This window comes from Acinetobacter sp. DSM 11652 (assembly GCF_900109815.1).
Lineage (GTDB): Bacteria > Pseudomonadota > Gammaproteobacteria > Pseudomonadales > Moraxellaceae > Acinetobacter.
Genome location: NZ_FOBK01000005.1, coordinates 161,271 through 180,670 on the forward strand (window position 1 = coordinate 161,271; position 19,400 = coordinate 180,670).

General features: G+C 38.6%; 16 protein-coding genes. 9 read left to right on the forward strand and 7 right to left on the reverse strand.

Translation table 11 applies throughout. From position 1 onward, the window contains the following. Positions 1-68 precede the first annotated feature (68 nt). The gene (locus tag BMW42_RS06995) at positions 69-2,528 is read left to right on the forward strand and encodes a glycerophosphodiester phosphodiesterase family protein (RefSeq protein ID WP_092766927.1); all 2,460 of its coding nucleotides are present in this window, start codon (positions 69-71) and stop codon (positions 2,526-2,528) included. Positions 2,529-2,792: 264 nt separating this feature from the next. Next, complete coding sequence (locus tag BMW42_RS07000; RefSeq protein WP_228143098.1) at positions 2,793-5,213, forward strand: glycerophosphodiester phosphodiesterase family protein; 2,421 nt, start codon at positions 2,793-2,795, stop codon at positions 5,211-5,213. A 56-nt stretch (positions 5,214-5,269) separates the two neighbouring features. Here the strand turns inward: BMW42_RS07000 and BMW42_RS07005 are convergent, their stop codons facing one another. The 4 genes from BMW42_RS07005 to cysD form a co-directional block, all read right to left on the reverse strand. Then, on the reverse strand, positions 5,270-6,145 hold the full coding sequence (locus BMW42_RS07005) for an SDR family oxidoreductase (protein WP_092766872.1): 876 nt from the start codon (positions 6,143-6,145) through the stop codon (positions 5,270-5,272). Positions 6,146-6,266: 121 nt separating this feature from the next. Then, on the reverse strand, positions 6,267-6,515 hold the full coding sequence (locus tag BMW42_RS07010) for a DUF2798 domain-containing protein (RefSeq protein WP_035266689.1): 249 nt from the start codon (positions 6,513-6,515) through the stop codon (positions 6,267-6,269). A 589-nt stretch (positions 6,516-7,104) separates the two neighbouring features. Beyond that, on the reverse strand, positions 7,105-8,721 hold the full coding sequence (gene cysN, locus BMW42_RS07020; RefSeq protein ID WP_092766874.1) for a sulfate adenylyltransferase subunit CysN: 1,617 nt from the start codon (positions 8,719-8,721) through the stop codon (positions 7,105-7,107). A 125-nt stretch (positions 8,722-8,846) separates the two neighbouring features. Continuing rightward, complete coding sequence (gene cysD, locus BMW42_RS07025; protein ID WP_092766875.1) at positions 8,847-9,761, reverse strand: sulfate adenylyltransferase subunit CysD; 915 nt, start codon at positions 9,759-9,761, stop codon at positions 8,847-8,849. A 141-nt stretch (positions 9,762-9,902) separates the two neighbouring features. On the opposite strand from cysD, the gene BMW42_RS07030 reads away from it, so the two are divergent. Both BMW42_RS07030 and BMW42_RS07035 read left to right on the forward strand, forming a co-directional pair. Then, positions 9,903-10,346: a GNAT family N-acetyltransferase gene (locus BMW42_RS07030; RefSeq protein WP_092766876.1), complete on the forward strand. Its 444-nt coding sequence runs from the start codon at positions 9,903-9,905 to the stop codon at positions 10,344-10,346. Between the two features lie 15 nt (positions 10,347-10,361). Then, positions 10,362-10,889, forward strand: a complete 528-nt coding sequence (locus BMW42_RS07035) for a hypothetical protein (protein ID WP_092766877.1) — start codon at positions 10,362-10,364, stop codon at positions 10,887-10,889. Between the two features lie 48 nt (positions 10,890-10,937). On the opposite strand, the gene BMW42_RS07040 is transcribed toward BMW42_RS07035, so the two are convergent. Together BMW42_RS07040 and lysS are read right to left on the reverse strand one after the other, a co-directional pair. Next, a complete protein-coding gene (locus tag BMW42_RS07040; RefSeq protein WP_092766878.1) occupies positions 10,938-12,386 on the reverse strand; it encodes a capsule assembly Wzi family protein in 1,449 nt (482 codons plus the stop codon). Between the two features lie 301 nt (positions 12,387-12,687). Further along, the gene (gene lysS, locus BMW42_RS07045; protein WP_092766879.1) at positions 12,688-14,217 is read right to left on the reverse strand and encodes a lysine--tRNA ligase; all 1,530 of its coding nucleotides are present in this window, start codon (positions 14,215-14,217) and stop codon (positions 12,688-12,690) included. 247 nt (positions 14,218-14,464) lie between these two features. Here lysS and BMW42_RS07050 point away from each other — a divergent pair, with 247 nt between their 5' ends. Further along, a complete protein-coding gene (locus tag BMW42_RS07050; RefSeq protein WP_035266673.1) occupies positions 14,465-14,977 on the forward strand; it encodes a YqiA/YcfP family alpha/beta fold hydrolase in 513 nt (170 codons plus the stop codon). 31 nt (positions 14,978-15,008) lie between these two features. Here the strand turns inward: BMW42_RS07050 and BMW42_RS07055 are convergent, their stop codons facing one another. After that, positions 15,009-15,545, reverse strand: coding sequence for an adenine phosphoribosyltransferase (locus BMW42_RS07055; protein WP_035266671.1), 537 nt, complete (start codon positions 15,543-15,545; stop codon positions 15,009-15,011). 492 nt (positions 15,546-16,037) lie between these two features. On the opposite strand from BMW42_RS07055, the gene rubA reads away from it, so the two are divergent. The 4 genes from rubA to oxyR all read left to right on the forward strand — a co-directional run bounded on the left by rubA (position 16,038) and on the right by oxyR (position 19,379). Then, positions 16,038-16,202 (forward strand): rubredoxin RubA, encoded by a 165-nt coding sequence (gene rubA, locus BMW42_RS07060; RefSeq protein ID WP_000760495.1) that lies wholly within the window; start codon positions 16,038-16,040, stop codon positions 16,200-16,202. 79 nt (positions 16,203-16,281) lie between these two features. Continuing rightward, complete coding sequence (locus BMW42_RS07065) at positions 16,282-17,460, forward strand: NAD(P)/FAD-dependent oxidoreductase (RefSeq protein ID WP_092766880.1); 1,179 nt, start codon at positions 16,282-16,284, stop codon at positions 17,458-17,460. Positions 17,461-17,521: 61 nt separating this feature from the next. After that, on the forward strand, positions 17,522-18,457 hold the full coding sequence (locus BMW42_RS07070; protein ID WP_092766881.1) for an alpha/beta fold hydrolase: 936 nt from the start codon (positions 17,522-17,524) through the stop codon (positions 18,455-18,457). Positions 18,458-18,473: 16 nt separating this feature from the next. After that, positions 18,474-19,379, forward strand: a complete 906-nt coding sequence (gene oxyR / locus BMW42_RS07075) for a LysR family transcriptional regulator OxyR (protein ID WP_035266662.1) — start codon at positions 18,474-18,476, stop codon at positions 19,377-19,379. The last annotated feature ends 21 nt before the right edge of the window (positions 19,380-19,400 follow it).

Here is a 19,400-nt window from a genome sequence, read left to right on the forward strand (position 1 = left end):
AAAGGAATTTTAACCTTAATTTCATAGATTTTAAGGTCGTCATGGATCGTACACTCGAGAATTTTAAAATGAAAAAGCAGACTCTAGTTGTCACACTATCGCTCATGCTCGGTTTAGCAGGATGCTCTGGGGAAGATCAAGCTAAATCAACCTTACCAAATACTCCTGAGCCAACCATACCAATTCAGCCTGAAGATCCAGAACCATCTCTACCACCGGATCTCGAACCTGAAACACCGATCAATGTTCCACAACCAAAAACGTATTTAAATCTGGATTTTACTGAAATTTATTCAATACCTTCTGATTGGAATATCCTGCCTTCAAATCCAGGTAGCATTCAATTTAAAGAAGGTGCCTTACTGATTGATGGTCGCAAAGACTTAATCAAACCCACCACGATCATGTTAAGTTCGGATTTTCAAAAGCTTCGCAACTATAAAATTGAGTTAGAATTCGAATACCTTGAGCGTAATAACGGTACTCGTTGGGGAAGTATTATTTATAGAGCTTCAGAAGTGTTTGCTCAACCTGAATATACACCATATTACCAATTTGCTATTCGTGCAGATGCATCTGCTTATAATGGTCTAGAACTCGCACTTAGACGCTCAAATAACACATGGAATGTCATCAATACATCCAAATTTGAATCAAACATTGCTTTAAATACACCTTATAAGGCTACAGTTGTTGTTCATGATCAACGTGTTCGTCATTACTTGAATGATCAATTGGTTTTTGATGGTGAATTACCCATCAACCTAAACCAAGGTGCCATTGGACTTTCAGCATCAGGATTGCTGATGAAGGTCAACACAATACGGGTGATTGAACAACTTGATGCCCTCCCTACTCAAGATCGGATTACAGATGTCATTGATCACAAATATCCAGTTGCAATGGCGCCCGCTTTAGCACAACCAGCCGACTCATTAACAAATGATAACGCTCATACCGCCACTTATATTGCTTACCAACTTGATGAACAATTATTTTTAAAAGATTTCGACAATAAGACCACGATGCACCTTAGAAGTCTTCTTTCTGATCAAACCAAAAGAACACTTCCTCTTCTGCATATCGACTCTGAAAACACACTGGCTGAATTAAGATCTTTGTCTTCAGATTATGATTTTAGTGATGTCACGCTAGTCTCTGATGATCCATATCTATTAAGAAAAGCGCGTGTGGAGATTACAGAAATCCGTACAGCATTGGATTGGTCTGAAAAGTACAATTTGATTTCAGATCAAAATAGTGTTGTGAAAATTGCACAGGCAACCAATACAGCACTTTCTAAAATTGTGATTTTACCAGCCCATTTGGTTCAGTCTCATGTAGTTGCACACTTGCAACGTTTATTGATCACACCTTGGGCAGGTTTTACCCACAATACTTCTGGACAGACCAGTCTTAAGCTTGATGCCTATCAAGCCGCTGAGATATTAACAACAGGCGTAAATGGCATTTATACGCATCAGCCTGAATTATTTCATTCCATCATGCGCTCAATGGCGCCCAACACCCTACTTCGTAAACCACTCATTACAGGTCATCGTGGAATTCCATCTCAAGTTGATGAAAATACCCTTGAAGGTATTCTTAAGGCGATAGAAGTTGGTGCTGACGCCGTGGAATATGATGTCTATCTGACGAAAGATGACCATGTCGTTTTAATGCATGATAAATCGGTTTTACGCACAACGGGTATCGCAAAAAATATTGAGAACATGACGCTCGAAGAAGTTCGTAAACTAAAAACGACCGGGCAGCGACTTGCCATACCGACGATGGATGAAGTATTGGCTGCAGTAGTTAAAAAGTACCCACATGTCACCAATTTTATCGAGATTAAGAGTGCAAAACCCGAAATAATTTCAAAAATTAAAGATTTACTTGATAAATATGATGCATATGGTCAAGCCATTGTCATAAGTTTTGATGGGCAACAAATTCTTGAAATGAAGAACACTCTAAAAGGTGTATCAACGGGTTTATTGGTATATCCACCAAAGGAACAAACTACTTTTCTAAACATTCGAAGAATTTTGGAAACAACACGACAATTTTCTTCAACATTCAATCCGAATTATAGTGGTTTGAATCAGGATGTCATGTATCTGGCAAGTTTACGTGGGGTGACCTTCTGGCCTTGGACGTTCCGTTTAATTAAAAATGATTTCTATCGTATGTACATTCAAGGTACACATGGGTTGACCACAGATTATGCACAAGATGCATCGAATTTTGTGGTCAAAATTAAAACTCCACGACAAATAACAGCAACTGTTGGTCAACCTTTACAAATCGCTGGGCAAAAATTAACGCAACTGGGTCAATCTAGTTACCAAAGCTTCAATACGATGCTCGTACTACCAGGCTCTGCAAAATATAGTCTAAATGGTCAATCTGTGAGTTTCAGTGAACGTGGTACAGCCTATGTCATGCCAAGCTACCAATACACCATAGCACCCAATTTCACCTATACCATCTATGCAAAACCCGTGACTGTGACCATTCAATAAGCACATCACATTGATATTTGGAGACCAATTCAGTTCGCTGAGTTGGTTTTTTTCGAAAATCGCATTTTCCCTCATCTTTTCATAAGATTTCAACTGGACTTTTAATGATGTTCACCGCTTAAACACGACAGTATTTAAAGCTGATGAATTTCATCAATATTTAATATGTAATATTTTTTTTACTTTATGACAAATCCATAGAATTGTCATTTTACGTACTTAGATTGTGTCTCGCTTAGGGACATACTTTTCGAGTACTTTTTAATGATGAAATTTACAACACTGACGTCAGCAATATTATTAACATTAAGCTTAACGGCTTGCTCCGATGATGATCAAAAAAACACTGTATCAAATCCAGATCAAACGGAAAATCCTAATCCATCTCCTGAACCAGAAACACCAGACATTGAAGTACCTGTACCCAAAATACTTTTTGAAGAAAATTTCAATGCTTTAACGTCTATTCCAAACAATTGGACTCAACTTCGTAGCAATCCAGGGAATATTGAGGTTAAAGATGGAGCACTATTCATCGATGGTACGCCGCACGATACACAAATGACGACCATCATGTTGCCAAACGAACTACAGCAACATCGTAATTATCGTATCGATATGGATTTTGCTTTCTTAGAAAATAACAATGGCGGGCGTTGGGGTAGCATCATCTATCGTGCCGCTGATCAATATGCTGATCCAGCTTTTATTCCATACTATCAATTCGCATTTCGTGTTGATGCAACCGCTGCAAGTGGTCTTGAACTTTCTATGCGTCAACCTAACAACACATGGAATGTTTTACAGAAATCTGCATATAAAGAGAATTTTGAGTTAAATAAAACCTACAAAGCAACAGTCATCGTACATGGCCAACGCGTACGCCATTATATTAATGATGAACTCGTACTCGATAGCACGCTACCTTACAATTTAAATCAGGGTGACATTGGCATTTCTACAGCTGGCGCTTTGATGCGTGTAGATTCAATTAAAGTGACTGAGCAACTTGAAGCCCTACCAGAGTCTAATCGAGTTACAGATCTAATCGATCAGCAATTGCCAGTCTCTATGGCACCAGCACTCGCTCAGCCTGCTGGCGCAACTACACTGAACTCAGCTCCATTAGCAACTCATGTTGCCTACCAACTGGATGAGCAACTCAATCTTCTTAACCAAGATCAAAAGAAAATTACTCATTTAAAAGATTATTTAAATGATTCAACACGACGTCATATTCCGCTATTAACGATCAATTCAGAAAAAACAATTCGTAATCTGAAAACGTTGACAGAAAACTATGATCTCGCTGATATCACCTTGGTGTCGGATCAGCCTGAACTCTTACGTAAAGCTCGTGTTGAAATCCCTGTATTGCGTACAGCACTCGACTATTCAAAACAATCTGGTTTAACCAATAGTAAATCAGATATTGTAAAAATTGCACATAATACCAACTCTTCTTTATCAAAAATTGTCATTTTACCGCCGCACTTAGTGCAATCAGAAGTCGTATCTCATCTACAACGCTTATTAATAACACCCTGGGCAAGCACACTTCATCCAGATCAAAAAGATGGCATTGATGCATTCAAAGCAGCTGATATTTTAAGCACTGGGATTAATGGGATCTATACTCAACAGCCAGATGTTTTCCAAAACATTATGAAGCAGATGGCACCGAATACCTTGTTAAGAAAACCCCTCATCACAGGCCATCGTGGTATTCCAGCTTTAGAGGATGAAAATACTTTAGAAGGAACAATCAAAGCTATTGAGGTAGGTGCTGATGCAGTTGAATATGATGTTTATTTATCGAAAGATGGACATGTTTTCTTGATGCATGACGGGACGCTAAAACGTACCACAGGTGATAGCAGAAACACTGAAGATCTGACCTTAGCTGAAATTCGTCAGTTACGTACGATTCCCAATGGTCGTCCAGTTCCAACCATGGATGAGGTTTTGGCTGCAGTCAAAAAATATCCACATGTGACCAATTTCATCGAAATTAAAAGTACTAAGCCTGAAATTGTAGCGAAGATTAAAGAGCTTTTAGATAAGCATAATGCCTATGATCAATCGATTGTTATTAGTTTTAATGGTGATCAAATCTTACAGATGAAAAATACCTTACCGGGTGTTTCTACAGGCTTCTTAACGAGTACGCCGAACGCACAAAGCAATATTGTAAACACACGTCGAATATTAGACGCGACTCAAAAATATTCTTCTACATTTAACCCGTCTTTTGCAGGATTAAGCAAAGAGTTAATGTCAATGGCGAGCTTACGTGGCGTAACTTTCTGGCCTTGGACATTCCGTACCAATAAAGATGATTTTAATCGTATGTATGTACAAGGAACACATGGCTTAACCACCGATTATGCTCATGAATCTTCTGATTTAGTCGTCAAGATCAATACTCCAGGTCAAATTAATGCGAAAGTGGGACAGCCTGTTGTTTTTAGTGGAGAAAAAGTTACTCAAATAGGTAAGGCTTCAGCACAAAACTTTAATTCAATGATTGTTCTGCCTGGTTCTGCCAAATATAGTAAAAATGGTCAGTTGATTACGTTTAGTGAAACAGGCAAAGCCTATGTCATGCCGAGCTATCAATACACGATTGCTCCGAATTATAGCTACACCCTGTACGGTAAACCCGTGACAGTCACGATTCAGTAAGAAACTTTAAATTTACATGCCCAATTGTTAAGTTTAAAGCTTCAATTGGGCATTTCTTATTTTTTTAAATTTTGAATCACTTCGGGTAAAAAAGAACGGTGAAATCCATCATAGGCTTGATTATTCTCAGCCGGACTTAATGGAAATATACGTGTGCCTTGAGAAGCTGCGCCATCAATCCGTATCGTGACACCCGATATAAATTTAGATGCTTCAGACAACAAATAGACAATCGCTGATGACACCTCGGCTTCTGTTCCCATGCGTTGCAAAGGAACTTTCTCCGCCATACTTGGAATCACTTTTTCAGCCATTTCACCAGTATATGTATCCATACCTGATGACAAAATCCATCCAGGTGCTACGGCATTCACACGAACTCCAGATTTGCCCCATTCGACAGCAGCTGTCTTGGTCAGATTATCAACCCCTGCACGGGCTGCCCCTGAATGTCCCATATTCGGCATACCTCCCCACATATCAGCAGTCATGTTGACAATACTTCCACCATGCTTATTCATCCACTGATTGTAAGCTTCGCGCATAAGATAGAATGTAGCGTGTAGATTGTTTCGAATGACAGCATCAAATCCATTGGCTGAGATTTTTTCTAAATGCGCTGGAAATTGTCCGCCTGCATTATTCACCAAGCCATCAATTCGTCCGAATTTTTTAGTTACTTCGCTAATCATGGCTTTCACTTGTGCTTCATCACGATTATCACAAGCGATGCCATAGGCTCTACCACCATCTTCCATGATTTCAGCAACAACTTTATCGAGTTTTTCTTGGGTACGCCCTGTAATAATCACTTGTGCATCCAATGATGCAAGCTCATGAGCTGTACAACGTCCAATACCAGAACCACCTCCTGTCACAATGATGACCTGATTCTGAAATAAGTTTTCCTTGAATACCGAGTTATATGTCATGCCAATCCTTAGGTTGTAATTTTTATCGACCTGCAAAATTATCCCGATTTTTTAACAGTTGCAAGATCATAGAATTTTATAATTGTTGTTTTAAATGCCAATCAAACCTTTCATTCAAGGGCTATGGTATCGTTTTTACAAAACGCATTAAGATTTTTCTTACCACAGGTAAAAATATTAAGATCAATGGAAATGCGATTAACCAAGACATTGCCCACGTCTTTATCCAGACCGCCCAGATCCCATCAAAAAATCCACGATTCATTACAATATTAATTAAAGAAATTGAACCACTCATCAAACATGACAAAATTAACGGCATCAGCCAATTGAGATGTTTGGGGTGAAATTTTGGGAGTGCTTTATTCATTGTAGCGCCTAATCATTTCATCTCATTTAATTTAGCACCAATGCAATCACTATTCCTATATTTTTCAAGTTTCAAGCACACAAAACTAATCCAATATCGTTAAAATTTTGAACCTTGAGGCATGATTTAATAATTTTTCTTAGTAAATGTATATTAAATAGAATGGATTAGTTTCCATCTTAATCAAGACTCATGAGCAATAAAAAAATATTTAACTTTAAACGATGATTTTATTTTTTAGCTTTTCTACTCTACGAAAATGTTTTAAGTTTTTAGTCCAATTTTACCGTTAATCTCTATTCTTTAGATTCGAAGCATTTTTTTGCAGTTTTTGCATAGCTTCTCTAGGCATAGGCGCTGTCATCATTTGTTGGTATTCTAAACAAGCTTTACTAGGGTGTTTTTGTTGTATCGGAGCATTAACACATGCCGTTAAGAGCATCAAAAGCAAATACGCTACTATTTTCATCATATCTCGAATTTATCGTTAATGTTTACCCTATCTTAGCTCATTAAGACTAGTGTGGTCGTTATTGAATTTTAAATAAAAAAACCCGCCATCAGGCGGGTTTTTTTAAATCAGTCAATCTTAAAGACGAACCAATTCCACAATCTTCTCAGCCAATTCTTCAGCAGCTTCTACTTCAAAACTTGCATCCGTACCTGTTGCAGTATCAGTAATGACCACCACTCCAGTTTCACGTAATAATGCAACTTGCTCAGCAGTTAAACCAGCTTTAGCAATCGCGACAACACCTTGTTGGATCAATAAGCTTTCTAATACTTGTGCATTCACAATTGCAGCATTTGATACAGTTACCGCAGCAGGTTTTTGACCCAAACGCGCCGCACGTGCTTCTGATGTTACAGGCTCATTATGTGCAGTCCACTCAACTGCCTCTTCAACCATACCTGCACCAACTGTAACGTTGCTTAAGCGGTCAATAAAGATAAATGAACCTGTGTAACGGCTATCTTGATAACGGTCAAATACGACTGGTGCATCAAATTCAATCGTTACATTCGCAATCGCATTCAGCTCTAAGTTTTCAACTTGAACTTTTTCAAGCGTATTTACGTTTGTACGGAAGTTAATTGCTGTTACCTTAGCAGGAACAGTTTGCGTACCAATCTTCACGTTATATAACTTACCAATCGCAAGCGGTTGATCTGCCATCCATACAACAGTCGCTTGAACAGAACGAGAAATTGCCGGTACTTCTTGGTCTGCACGTACAAGTACGTTACCACGAGAAATATCAATCTCGTCGTTTAACGTTAATGTCACTGCTTGACCAGCAACTGCACGTTCTAAGTTACCATCAAAAGTAACGATTTCTTTAACTGTAGATGATTTACCTGATGGCAACGCAGTAATCGTATCTCCAACGTTGATATCACCTAGTGCGATCGTACCGCAGAAACCACGGAAATCGAGGTTAGGACGGTTCACATACTGTACAGGGAAGCGGAAGTCAGCTTTAGCTGAAGTACGATTAATCTCTACAGATTCAAGCGTACCCATCAAAGTTTCGCCTGTGTACCACGGCGTATTTGGAGATTTGTTTACAACGTTATCACCATTTAACGCAGAAATCGGCGTAAAGATGATGTTAGATGGTTTACGATCGCCAAGTTGTGCAATAAAGCCTGCGTATTCTGTTTGAATCTCATTAAAGCGTGCTTCAGAGAACTCAACCAAGTCCATTTTGTTGATCGCAACAATAATGTTCTTAATACCAAGTAAGCTTGCAATATACGTATGACGACGTGTTTGCGTCTGAACACCGTAACGCGCATCAATTAAAATGATCGCAAGATCACACGTAGACGCACCTGTAGCCATGTTACGTGTGTATTGTTCATGCCCCGGAGTGTCGGCAATAATGAACTTACGTTTTTCTGTAGAGAAATAACGGTAAGCTACATCAATCGTAATACCTTGTTCACGCTCTGCTTGTAAACCATCTACAAGTAACGCTAAGTCAGGTGCATCACCTGTTGTACCGACTTTTTTAGAATCACGTGTCACTGCTTGCAATTGATCTTCATAAATCAATTTTGAATCGTAAAGTAAACGACCAATTAAAGTTGATTTACCATCATCTACGTTACCGCAAGTCAAAAAGCGTAATAAGTCTTTATTTTCGTGTTGTTTTAAATAACCCAAGATATCTTGGCTAATCAAATCTGATTGATGAGACATGGCTCATAGCTCCACAAATATGTTGAAATCGGTGTATTTGAATCCCCCTCGTTCCCCCTTTGAAAAAGGAGGATGACTCCTCTCTTTTACAAAGAGAGGAGCAACGCTGCTGCGCAAGAGAGATTCTAGAAGTAACCTTCTTGCTTTTTCTTTTCCATCGAGCCCGCTTCATCATGGTCAATCATTCGACCTTGGCGCTCAGAACTCGTTGCAAGCAACATTTCTTGGATAATTTCTGGCAAGGTGTTAGCAGTTGACTCCACCGCACCTGTCAATGGGTAACACCCCAAAGTACGGAAACGAACCGATTTCATTTGTGGAACTTCACCTTCTTTTAAAGGCATACGCTCATCATCCACCATAATTAATGTACCACTACGCTCAACAACAGGTCGTTGTGCCGCCAAGTACAATGGAACAAGTGGAATACTTTCTAGGTAAATATATTGCCAAATATCAAGCTCAGTCCAGTTCGACAATGGGAACACACGGATACTTTCGCCTTTGTTCACTTTACCATTGTAAAGATTCCAAAGTTCTGGACGTTGGTTTTTAGGATCCCAACGATGTTTATCATCACGGAATGAATACACACGTTCTTTGGCACGTGATTTTTCTTCATCACGGCGAGCACCACCAAATGCAGCATCGAACTTGTATTTATCTAATGCCTGTTTTAAACCCTGAGTTTTCATGATATCAGTATATTTCGAACTACCATGATCAAATGGGTTAATCCCAGCATCCTTACCTTCTTTATTTTGGTGGACGATAAGATCGAAACCGTGTTGCTTAGCCATATTGTCGCGGAAAGCAATCATGTCCTTAAATTTCCAACCTGTATCTACATGTAACAGTGGAAAAGGGAGTTTTGCAGGATAGAATGCTTTAAGCGCTAAATGCAGCATAACTGCCGAGTCCTTACCAATCGAATAAAGCATGACTGGATTTTCGAATTCTGCAGCAACTTCGCGAATGATATGAATACTCTCAGCTTCAAGCTGTTTAAGATGAGTAAGTCTTTCCTCATTTAATGACATGGACAACACCAGCTAGAATATGTGTACTTATGACACTTTTGAAAATTTATATTCATTATAGTGATTTAGACAACAGAACTTTATCTCGTTTTTTTATATTAATATACTCAAATAGAATATAAGCAAAGAGACAATCTAATTATGATAACAATTACAGGCCTTTCAAATATAAAATACCAAGAATGGTTAGCCCTTTGGTCAGCTTACCTTGAATTCTACAAGACCGAATTGAATCCTCAACAAGCGGCTCTGACTTTCAAACGATTATCTGATGCGTCGCAAACCGATATGTTTGGCTATGCCATTATAAAAAATCAAAACGTCGTCGGAATTGTACATCTCATTTCTCACGCAAGCACTTGGACTAAACTCCCTTATTGTTATCTCCAAGATTTGTTTATTGATGCAAATTATAGAAATCAGGGCTTAGCCAGGAAATTAATAGAATTTAGCTATGACGAATGTAAAAATAGTTATGATAGAGTGTATTGGCTAACCCATAAAAGCAATGATAACGCTAGACTTTTGTATAATCGTGTTGCAACCGAGACAGGATTCATTCAATATAAAAAATCTCTAAATTAGTTATTTTTATCTCCCATGCTTAGCCTTGAATCTCTTAAACAACATTTAGAGCGAGCTCAAATTGCTGGTCATATTTATCAGCATCATCAAATTCTAGTGTTACAAGAACCGTTTACTGAAAATGGTTCTGCTTTAAATATTTTTGTTCAGCACGAGTTAACTGCTGATCAAATTGGCTTACAGTTTGCTGTTGAACATACTGATCAAAAACTAAAGTTCTTGATTGGCGTTACACATAGCAATCAAGATCATAGAAGTGAAATTAGTATTGGTCATTTAAAAGGCAATCAAAAAGCTTTTAATTTGTGCTACGCCTTTTACAATTATCCTAAACATTTTTTTGTAGTTGAAACAGATTTATATGCGAACGCTGAGCAATTTAAAGACTGCTTAGAAAAGCAATTATTCATTCAGCCTGAGCTTAGTTTTTTAGACACAGCCACTAAAGTAAATCCAATGGGACAGAATTACCCATGGATGAAGGATTATATCGCGCAACTTAGCTTAGAAATGAAAGTTCGGATACAAACAAGTCTCATGTAAAAAAAGCCACCTTTTTAGGTGGCTTTTTCAAATACTAATCTAAGAATATTAACGTCCCAGTTTTTTGACATCTAAAGGTATTTCAATACCAACAGAAGCACCTGCATCATTACCATGACGATCTGAATCTGCAATCCAACCATTAATCTTTAATGGCAAATTCGGCTTCACAAAATGCGTCCAAGTTAAATCTAATGCTTGGATATCATCTTCCTCAGAAAATGCAACATTGGTATCTCGATTTGATTGATTTACTTTTGCAAATAATACGCGACCTGAAAGTCTATTCATGGCATCAAAACGAATATTTCCACCCAAAGAAATCATCTCACCATCTCCTCCAATCGCATGTGCAAGAGGATAGCCATGTTGATAATATCCATCTGTATAAACACTGTGATTATAAGATATTCCTTGGGCCTTCCCATTTGTAGTGGTGTCTACCCACTCAGCATAAACCTGATAAGGCATTTTTTTTAAAGATGAAGAATAATCCACCCCAGCCTGATACATTTTCTTAGCAGGTAAGCCACCTGCTTCATCTTCCCCCACGTATTGAGCATAGACGCCGATTGGCTGGTTCAATAAATAGCTTAGATTCAAACGCGCATCAAATCCAGCAATCTGGTTAGATGGATTAACAGTATCCCCGTAAACATTATCTTTACCAATCCAAGCATCCCAGAGAGTTCCTAAATCCTCAGGGCGACCTTCACCACCCCATTGAATAATGCGTGATGCACCGAACTCTAAATAAGGTAGTGGTTGTGCGGTCAAACGTAAACCAATAATTTTAGCATCAGGAACTGCTTTATAATCATCTAACTGGCCGCCAAAAGCTTGGTATTGCCAAGGCCCGATCCATGATAGCCATTTATGATCAAAAGCAGACTGTTCAGCACGCTGTAGAGTGAAACCATATACTGGTCGACTTGCATCTCCACGTATCAAACTACCATCGTGTCCAGGTCCCCAGTAGGTTTGAATCTGACCAGCAATGAGCCATTGATTCCAAAGTTTACCCGCAAGATATGAGCCTTCTAGGTTAACGTCTTGCCCATTGTCTATCTGAGGGTCTTTTTCACCTCTAACTTTGAGCTTCGCATCCCAATTTTGCCCCCCAAGATTTAACTCTGCACCAAGTGCATATTGTGCTTTTTGATGATCGGCAAAAGATTGTGGGATTTTCTTTTGATCACTCTCCGCGAAAGCATCAACTTTTAATGTTTCATTTTGCTGCTTAATCGCTCTTTCGACTTCCTGAATAACCTTTTGTTGTTCAATGGAGTTAATTTTAGCATTGGTGAGGGCACGTTGGACTTCATCACCACTTAGCGGCCATGTCGAGGTGCTTATTTGAATCACACCTTGTTGATTCAGCCAATTTAAATCATCTCTCAGGTTTTCATCGTTGAGGAGAATGCCATTGGCAAAGACCAATGGACTAGAAAATATTAAGCTCGATGATAGGATTTTTATAAGTCTATTCGGGTTCATCACAAATCAATTTAGGATTATATCTTATTGATTATTTGAATTTTTAATTTATAAATCCATTAACTTTACATTAAGTATTTAATTAGATACATTTAACAACATTGTATAAATATTTTGATAAACATACAGCTGGTTAAACAGATTAGCTTTAATGATAATTTTCTATATTTTTTATCACCTTAATTAAATATTTTGTGATTAAAACCTCAAAATACACTCACACTAAAAAACATTTAAATTTAATTTTATGTTAAGAAAAATTAAAAAAGCCCTTCAAAGAAGGGCTTTTTTAATTTCACTATTACGCATTTTTGTGACGCATATGTGGGAATAAGATCACATCGCGAATACTTGGCGCATTGGCAAATAGCATTACCAGACGATCAATACCAATCCCTTCACCTGCTGTAGGAGGTAATCCATATTCAAGCGCCTCAACGAAGTCGGCATCATAGTGCATTGCTTCATCATCACCCGCATCTTTTTCAGCTACCTGTGCTTGGAAACGCTCAGCCTGGTCAATTGGGTCATTTAACTCTGAGAAGCCATTTGCAAGCTCACGACCACCAATGAAGAATTCAAAACGGTCAGTAATGTGCGGGTTGTCATCGTTACGACGTGCCAATGGAGAGGTTTCCGCAGGATATTCAGTAATGAAGGTCGGTTGACGAAGTTTCGTTTCAACAGTTTCCTCAAATACAATCGTTTGAAGCTTACCTAGACCAAAACCTGGCTTCACTTGCTCTTTAAGTTCATTCTTAACAAACTCAGCTAAGAACTCGCGATCATTTACATTTTCAGGTGTAAATTGTGGGTTATGTTCAAGAATTGCATCAAACATTGAGATTTTCTTGAATGGACCTTTGAAGCTATACACTTCTTCGCCATAAGGTACATCTGTCGAACCTAAGATATCAATTGCTAGTTTTTCTAGCATTTGCTCTGTCAGTTCCATCAAGTCTTTGTAGTCTGCATAAGCTTGGTAGAATTCGATCATGGTGAATTCTGGGTTGTGACGTGTAGACACACCTTCATTACGGAAGTTACGGTTAATCTCAAACACACGTTCAAAACCACCTACAACCAAACGCTTTAAGTAAAGTTCTGGTGCAATACGTAAGAATAATGGCATGTCTAAGGCATTGTGATGCGTTTCAAATGGACGCGCAGAAGCACCACCTGGAATCACATGCATCATTGGCGTTTCAACTTCCATATAACGTTTTTCAGTCAAGAAGTTACGAATACCAGCAACTACCTTTGCTCGAATTTCAAAAGTCTTACGCGTTTCTTCGTTCACGATCAAATCAAGATAACGTTTACGATATTTTACTTCTGTATCTGTTAAACCGTGGAACTTGTCTGGAAGAGGACGGAGTGATTTAGTGAGGAGTTCAAAATGTTCAATATGCACATAAAGATCACCCTTGCCTGAACGTCCAATGTAACCTTCAACGGCAATAATATCACCTAAATCAAGACCTTTAATGGTGTCTAAAGTCTCTGCAGATAATTCTTTACGTGCAACATAAAGCTGAATACGGCCGGTCATGTCTTGGATCACCATGAACGAACCGCGGTTCAACATCACCCGACCCGCAACTTTGACATAAACTTTTTCACTGCCTTCAATTTCTTCTTTTGATTTATCAGCAAACTGATCCTGAAGGTCTTGTGCATAATGTTCACGCTTAAACGTGTTTGGCCAAGGGCTCGTACCCTGCTCTTGAGCCTTATCTTGAATCTGTTTTAACTTGGCATGACGCTGTGCGATTAAATCGTTTTCGGAAATGGCTTGTTCAGAAGTCGATTGAGCGTTTTGTTGCGTCATCTCTGCCTCGTAATTTTATTTAAAAAAGAAGTTGCATAGCATAGCAGAATTCAAAGTACTTGAGCATTAGAAAATAATCAGCCATTTGAAAAACGCTTAATTTCATCCACTAAAGTCTAGGTCTGAACATTTCTTAGACCAAAAGCTAAGTTGTACTTTGAATACAGCACTCTACAATCATCCTATAAATTGTGGAAAAGTATACTTTCAACAATCAAAAAAAATAGAATGGATTTAATGATGACTTATGAACACTCAAGACCCTAAAGTATTGTTTATGCATGGATTAGATTCTTCAAGAGAATCTACCAAGTTTCAGGCAATTCTTTCTAAAAATAAATATTGCATTAATGTTGATTATCGAAATTTAAAATACGCTGCTGTTGAACGTTTTTATATCGATATGATCGAGAAAATTAAACCAGACATTTTAGTAGGACATAGTCTAGGTGGTTACTGGGCATTAAAGATGTCAAATCGATTTCAACTTCCTGCTGTGATTGCAAATCCGAGCCTAATGCCATCTTTTGATCCTGATTATCCAGCGATTACAATTGAGGAGCTTCAATCCAAAACCTCATCTCAAATCGCTTATATCGAACTCGGTGATGAACTGATTGATATGCATAGTACCTCTGACTTATTAGAGCCATACATGTACGTTGAAAGTATTATTGGTGGCCGTCATCAACTGGAAAACCCTGATCGCCTGAATTACCTGATCGGATTAGTCAGCCACTCAAATCATCAATCACATTAAAAAAGCCTTGTGAATCACAAGGCTTTTCGACTTAAATTTGAGGTTTTGATTTATCGTCCAAAACAGACCAAATATTCATTCCTAAATCCGCGTGTAAGTCTGGCAAATCAAGGAAAATACTCGCCCCTAAAACAGTGTGCTGACATTTATCCATCAATTGCTTAACTGCTTTTAATGTACCACCTGTGGCCAATACATCATCAACAATAATCACTTTTTGAGCCTGTACATCCGCAGACATTTCTAAACGGTCCATGCCATACTCAAGGCTATAGCCCACACCAATTACTGGTGGTGGTAATTTTCCAGCTTTACGAACCAACAACAACCCCTTACCAGTACGTTGCGCCAACAAACTCGCCAAAACAAACCCACGTGCTTCAACCGCAACGAAACTCTCTACCTCTGCCAATTGCTCCGCAGGAATACTTTCGATTAAGGCGTCAGTTAAAGGTGCAATGCTCTGCATGAACAAAGGAGTTAAATCAAAGAAACAAATTCCTGGTTTTGGAAAATCTTGGACCGTACGAATGTGTGACCACAATGATGTAGACAAAGAAGTAGACATAGGAGATAAAAATTAGACAAAAGAATGCGTGAATTTTAACGAATTATTGACAAAAAATATAGCAAACATGAGCTAAGAAAAAATACCAACCAATATAACTTATTGATTTTTAATAAACCATTTTTTAATTAAATAACAAGTATAAAACACAAACAGTATAAATTTTATATAAATAGCTGGTAAATCAATACGCGACAAAAGTCTGACAATTTTTTTTAAATCATAATACATATAATTTTGGCAAATATTTCAAAGATTTAATGCTCAGTCCTATCATGCATTAGCATAATTAGCATGCGTTTTGTCCTAATCTGCCATTCAGCTTCTCTTTTAGTCAGCTAAACTCCGTTATTTACTTTACTTTCCACCTCGAACTGCGTAAAAATTTGCTTGAATATGAACGATAAAAATTCATATCACTCGAGTCTAGGTGTGAGAAAGATTTTGGCTGACACCAATAAATGGAATTGTCAGTATTTTTTGGAGAATCAAATGAAAAAATATCAATGCATCGTTTGTGGATGGATTTATGACGAAGCAGAAGGCTGGCCACAAGATGGCATTGCTGCAGGCACTAAATGGGAAGATATTCCAGATGATTGGACTTGCCCAGATTGCGGCGTATCAAAAGCAGATTTTGAAATGATTGAAATCTAATACAGATTTCCTTTAAAGACCATTTTGATATGGTCTTTTTTCTTATTTACTAAAAAAATTATCAGTATTGGAGAGTACTATGCAACCGATCATCATTGTTGGCTCTGGCATGGCAGGTTACACATTAGCGCGAGAGTTTCGCAAACTGAATGCTGAACAAGCACTTGTTATGATTTGCTCAGATGATGCGGTGAACTATGCAAAACCAACTTTATCTAATGCACTTGTAGGTAAAAAAGCGCCAGAGCAAATTGCCTTAGGTGATGCTGAGAAAATGTCTGCGCAATTGAATATGCAAATTATTGATCATGCGACTGTAACTTCAATTTCTGCAGATCAACATCAATTGACCTACACAAAAGATGGACAAGCTGAAAACCTTATATACAGCAAATTAATATTAGCTGTAGGTGCTAACCCTATTCGTTTAGCCATTTCAGGTGATGGCGCTGATGATATTCATGTAGTTAACTCACTGATTGATTATCGTGAATTTCGCTCTAAGCTCGACCTTAAACAAGACAAGCGTGTTGTCATTTTAGGTGCAGGCCTCATTGGGTGTGAGTTTGCCAACGATTTACAGAACACTGGTCATCAAGCGACTGTGATTGATCTTGCCCCACAACCTTTGGGTCGCCTTCTACCAGAACACGTTGCACATGCTTTCCAGCAAAATCTTGAAGAAACAGGTATTCAGTTTGCATTAAGTACCACCGTAGATCGGGTAAGTAAAAACTCAAACGAAAGCTATACCGTAACGCTTGCAAATGGACAGAGCTTTACAGCTGACGTTGTTCTTTCTGCTGTTGGCCTGCAACCCAATACATCAGTTGCACAAGAAGCAGGAATCCATACCAGCCGTGGGATTGTGACTAACACTTTAATGGAAACCAATAAAACCGATATTTATGCATTAGGTGATTGTGCAGAAGTAAATGGTTTACTGCTTCCGTATGTCATGCCAATTATGCAACAAGCACGTGCTTTAGCTAAAACATTGTCTGGTGAAAATACACAAGTTCATTATCCAGCGATGCCAGTTGCAGTGAAAACTCCTGCTGCACCACTGACTGTATTACCTGTACCTCAAGGTGTAGAGGCAACTTGGGAAACTGAAGAACTCGATGACGGAATGATTGCTAAAGCACTTGACCAAGAATCAACGCTTCGTGGATTTGTGCTACTTGGACCAACAGCAGCGAAGCAACGTTTAACATTGACCAAACTGGTCCCAGATTTAATTCCAGCTGCCGTTTAATTATTCAAAGATTTAGGGTATTTTCAAATGAAAGTACCCTTTTAGTTTGGACACAATAAAAATGAATAACGCACTAGAATATCAAGTTTCACCTTATGCTCCATTCATGCAAGAAAGTAAAGTGAGTCTAGGCAATGGGATCGACCTTCATATTGAAGTTGGAGGCAAGGCTGAACATCCTACGATTATTCTCATCATGGGACTGGGTGCGCAGATGCTTTTTTGGCCAGATTTTTTTTGCAAATCTTTAATAGACCAAGGTTTCAGAGTCATTCGTTTCGATAACCGAGATATTGGCCTCTCAACAAAAATTAAGCACAAGGGACCTCGCCTCAATACATTTAAACTTATGGGTCGATTTGCTTTTGGTCTAGGAAATCAAGGCTCTCCTTACAATTTATATGATATGGCTGAAGATGTAGCGTTACTCATTGAACGATTAGGTCTTGAAAAAGCGCATATTATTGGTGCATCAATGGGGGGAATGATCGCTCAGATATTGGCAGCAAAATATCCAGAAAAAGTGGATAAACTAGGATTATTATTTACCAGTAATAATCAGCCATTTCTTCCGCCACCATTTCCAAAACAATTATTTAGTCTTATTGGTCGCCCTGCATCGAATGATGAAGATGGTATTGTAAATCATAGTATTAAAGTCATTCAGACGATTGGTTCACCTGGTTACGTCAATCAATTGGAAGTTATTCAAAACGCGCGTAAATTATATAAGCGTAGTTATCATCCAGCGGGTGTACTTCAACAGTTTTTAGCAATATTATGTACAGGCTCATTAGTTTCTATCGATAAGCAAATTCAAAAGCCAACACTGGTTGTACATGGCTCAAAGGATCGTCTACTCCCTTTTAGCCACGGCAAGGCAGTATCAAAAGCAATATCAGGCGCAAAGTTTGAATTAATCGAAGGAATGGGGCATGATATTCCTGCGCATTTCATCCCACAACTGAGTGGTTTGTTTGCAAAACATTTTAAATGATAAACACTAGGACACTATGGCTGCATTACCATCCCTAAGACAGCTGTCATATCTCGTGACTCTGTCTGAGACGTTGCATTTTACAGAAGCAGCACGTCGCTCATTCGTTACTCAGTCTACGCTTTCTGGCGGGATTATGGAGCTCGAGCGTTTATTGGGTGGCGTTCTCGTTGAACGTGATCGCCAAAATGTACGTTTAACCCCTCTCGGTGAGCAAGTGGTTGCACGAGCACGTGTCCTTCTTGCTGATGCTCAAGATCTCATGCGACTGAGCCGTGAGATGAGCGAACCACTTACTGGTGATCTTCATTTAGGAATTATTCCAACGATTGCACCATTTATTTTGTCGCAATTGTTAGAAGAAGTTCATAAAGAGCTGCCTAAAATTCAACTACATCTTCATGAAGCACAGAGTGAACATTTGGTTGAAAAGCTAGAACATGGCAATTTAGACATGATCATGTTAGCGCTCCCATTCGACACACGTGGCTTAAAAGTCGCTGAAGTTGCGAAAGAGAGTTTGTACTTAGTTGCAAACAAAGCTGACCACAAAACGGCGCAAGCTAAATCTCTAGAAGACCTTGATTTGACACACCTCATGTTGCTTGAAGAAGGTCATTGCTTAAGAGACCATACTTTAAGTGTATGCCCTATCGGTGAACGCAAGAATGATCATCGCCTTAAAGCGAGCTCATTACCAACATTGGTTGAAATGGTGAGTTCTAATCTGGGCTTTACATTACTACCTCAGATTGCGGTAAATACACATATGCTGAAAAATAATGATCAATTGGTGATCCGACCAATTGAGAATGCCCCTTCACGCATTCTGTCATTAGTGACGCGTAAAAGTACGCCATTGCAAAGCGAATTTGATGTCCTTTTACAAATTCTACAGCGCATTACTGCTGATATTTGCTAATAAGTCATCACAAAAAAGGAG

Bases quoted from the DNA above. Each gene is read 5' to 3' on its own strand.
- cysD (WP_092766875.1), bottom strand. From the start codon at position 9,761: ATGTCATTAAATGAGGAAAGACTTACTCATCTTAAACAGCTTGAAGCT.
- BMW42_RS07005 (WP_092766872.1), bottom strand. From the start codon at position 6,145: ATGACATATAACTCGGTATTCAAGGAAAACTTATTTCAGAATCAGGTC.
- BMW42_RS07000 (WP_228143098.1), top strand. From the start codon at position 2,793: ATGATGAAATTTACAACACTGACGTCAGCAATATTATTAACATTAAGC.
- lysS (WP_092766879.1), bottom strand. From the start codon at position 14,217: ATGACGCAACAAAACGCTCAATCGACTTCTGAACAAGCCATTTCCGAA.
- BMW42_RS07035 (WP_092766877.1), top strand. From the start codon at position 10,362: ATGCTTAGCCTTGAATCTCTTAAACAACATTTAGAGCGAGCTCAAATT.
- BMW42_RS07065 (WP_092766880.1), top strand. From the start codon at position 16,282: ATGCAACCGATCATCATTGTTGGCTCTGGCATGGCAGGTTACACATTA.
- BMW42_RS07050 (WP_035266673.1), top strand. From the start codon at position 14,465: ATGAACACTCAAGACCCTAAAGTATTGTTTATGCATGGATTAGATTCT.
- cysN (WP_092766874.1), bottom strand. From the start codon at position 8,721: ATGTCTCATCAATCAGATTTGATTAGCCAAGATATCTTGGGTTATTTA.
- BMW42_RS07010 (WP_035266689.1), bottom strand. From the start codon at position 6,515: ATGAATAAAGCACTCCCAAAATTTCACCCCAAACATCTCAATTGGCTG.
- BMW42_RS07070 (WP_092766881.1), top strand. From the start codon at position 17,522: ATGAATAACGCACTAGAATATCAAGTTTCACCTTATGCTCCATTCATG.
- oxyR (WP_035266662.1), top strand. From the start codon at position 18,474: ATGGCTGCATTACCATCCCTAAGACAGCTGTCATATCTCGTGACTCTG.
- BMW42_RS07055 (WP_035266671.1), bottom strand. From the start codon at position 15,545: ATGTCTACTTCTTTGTCTACATCATTGTGGTCACACATTCGTACGGTC.
- BMW42_RS06995 (WP_092766927.1), top strand. From the start codon at position 69: ATGAAAAAGCAGACTCTAGTTGTCACACTATCGCTCATGCTCGGTTTA.
- rubA (WP_000760495.1), top strand. From the start codon at position 16,038: ATGAAAAAATATCAATGCATCGTTTGTGGATGGATTTATGACGAAGCA.
- BMW42_RS07030 (WP_092766876.1), top strand. From the start codon at position 9,903: ATGATAACAATTACAGGCCTTTCAAATATAAAATACCAAGAATGGTTA.
- BMW42_RS07040 (WP_092766878.1), bottom strand. From the start codon at position 12,386: ATGAACCCGAATAGACTTATAAAAATCCTATCATCGAGCTTAATATTT.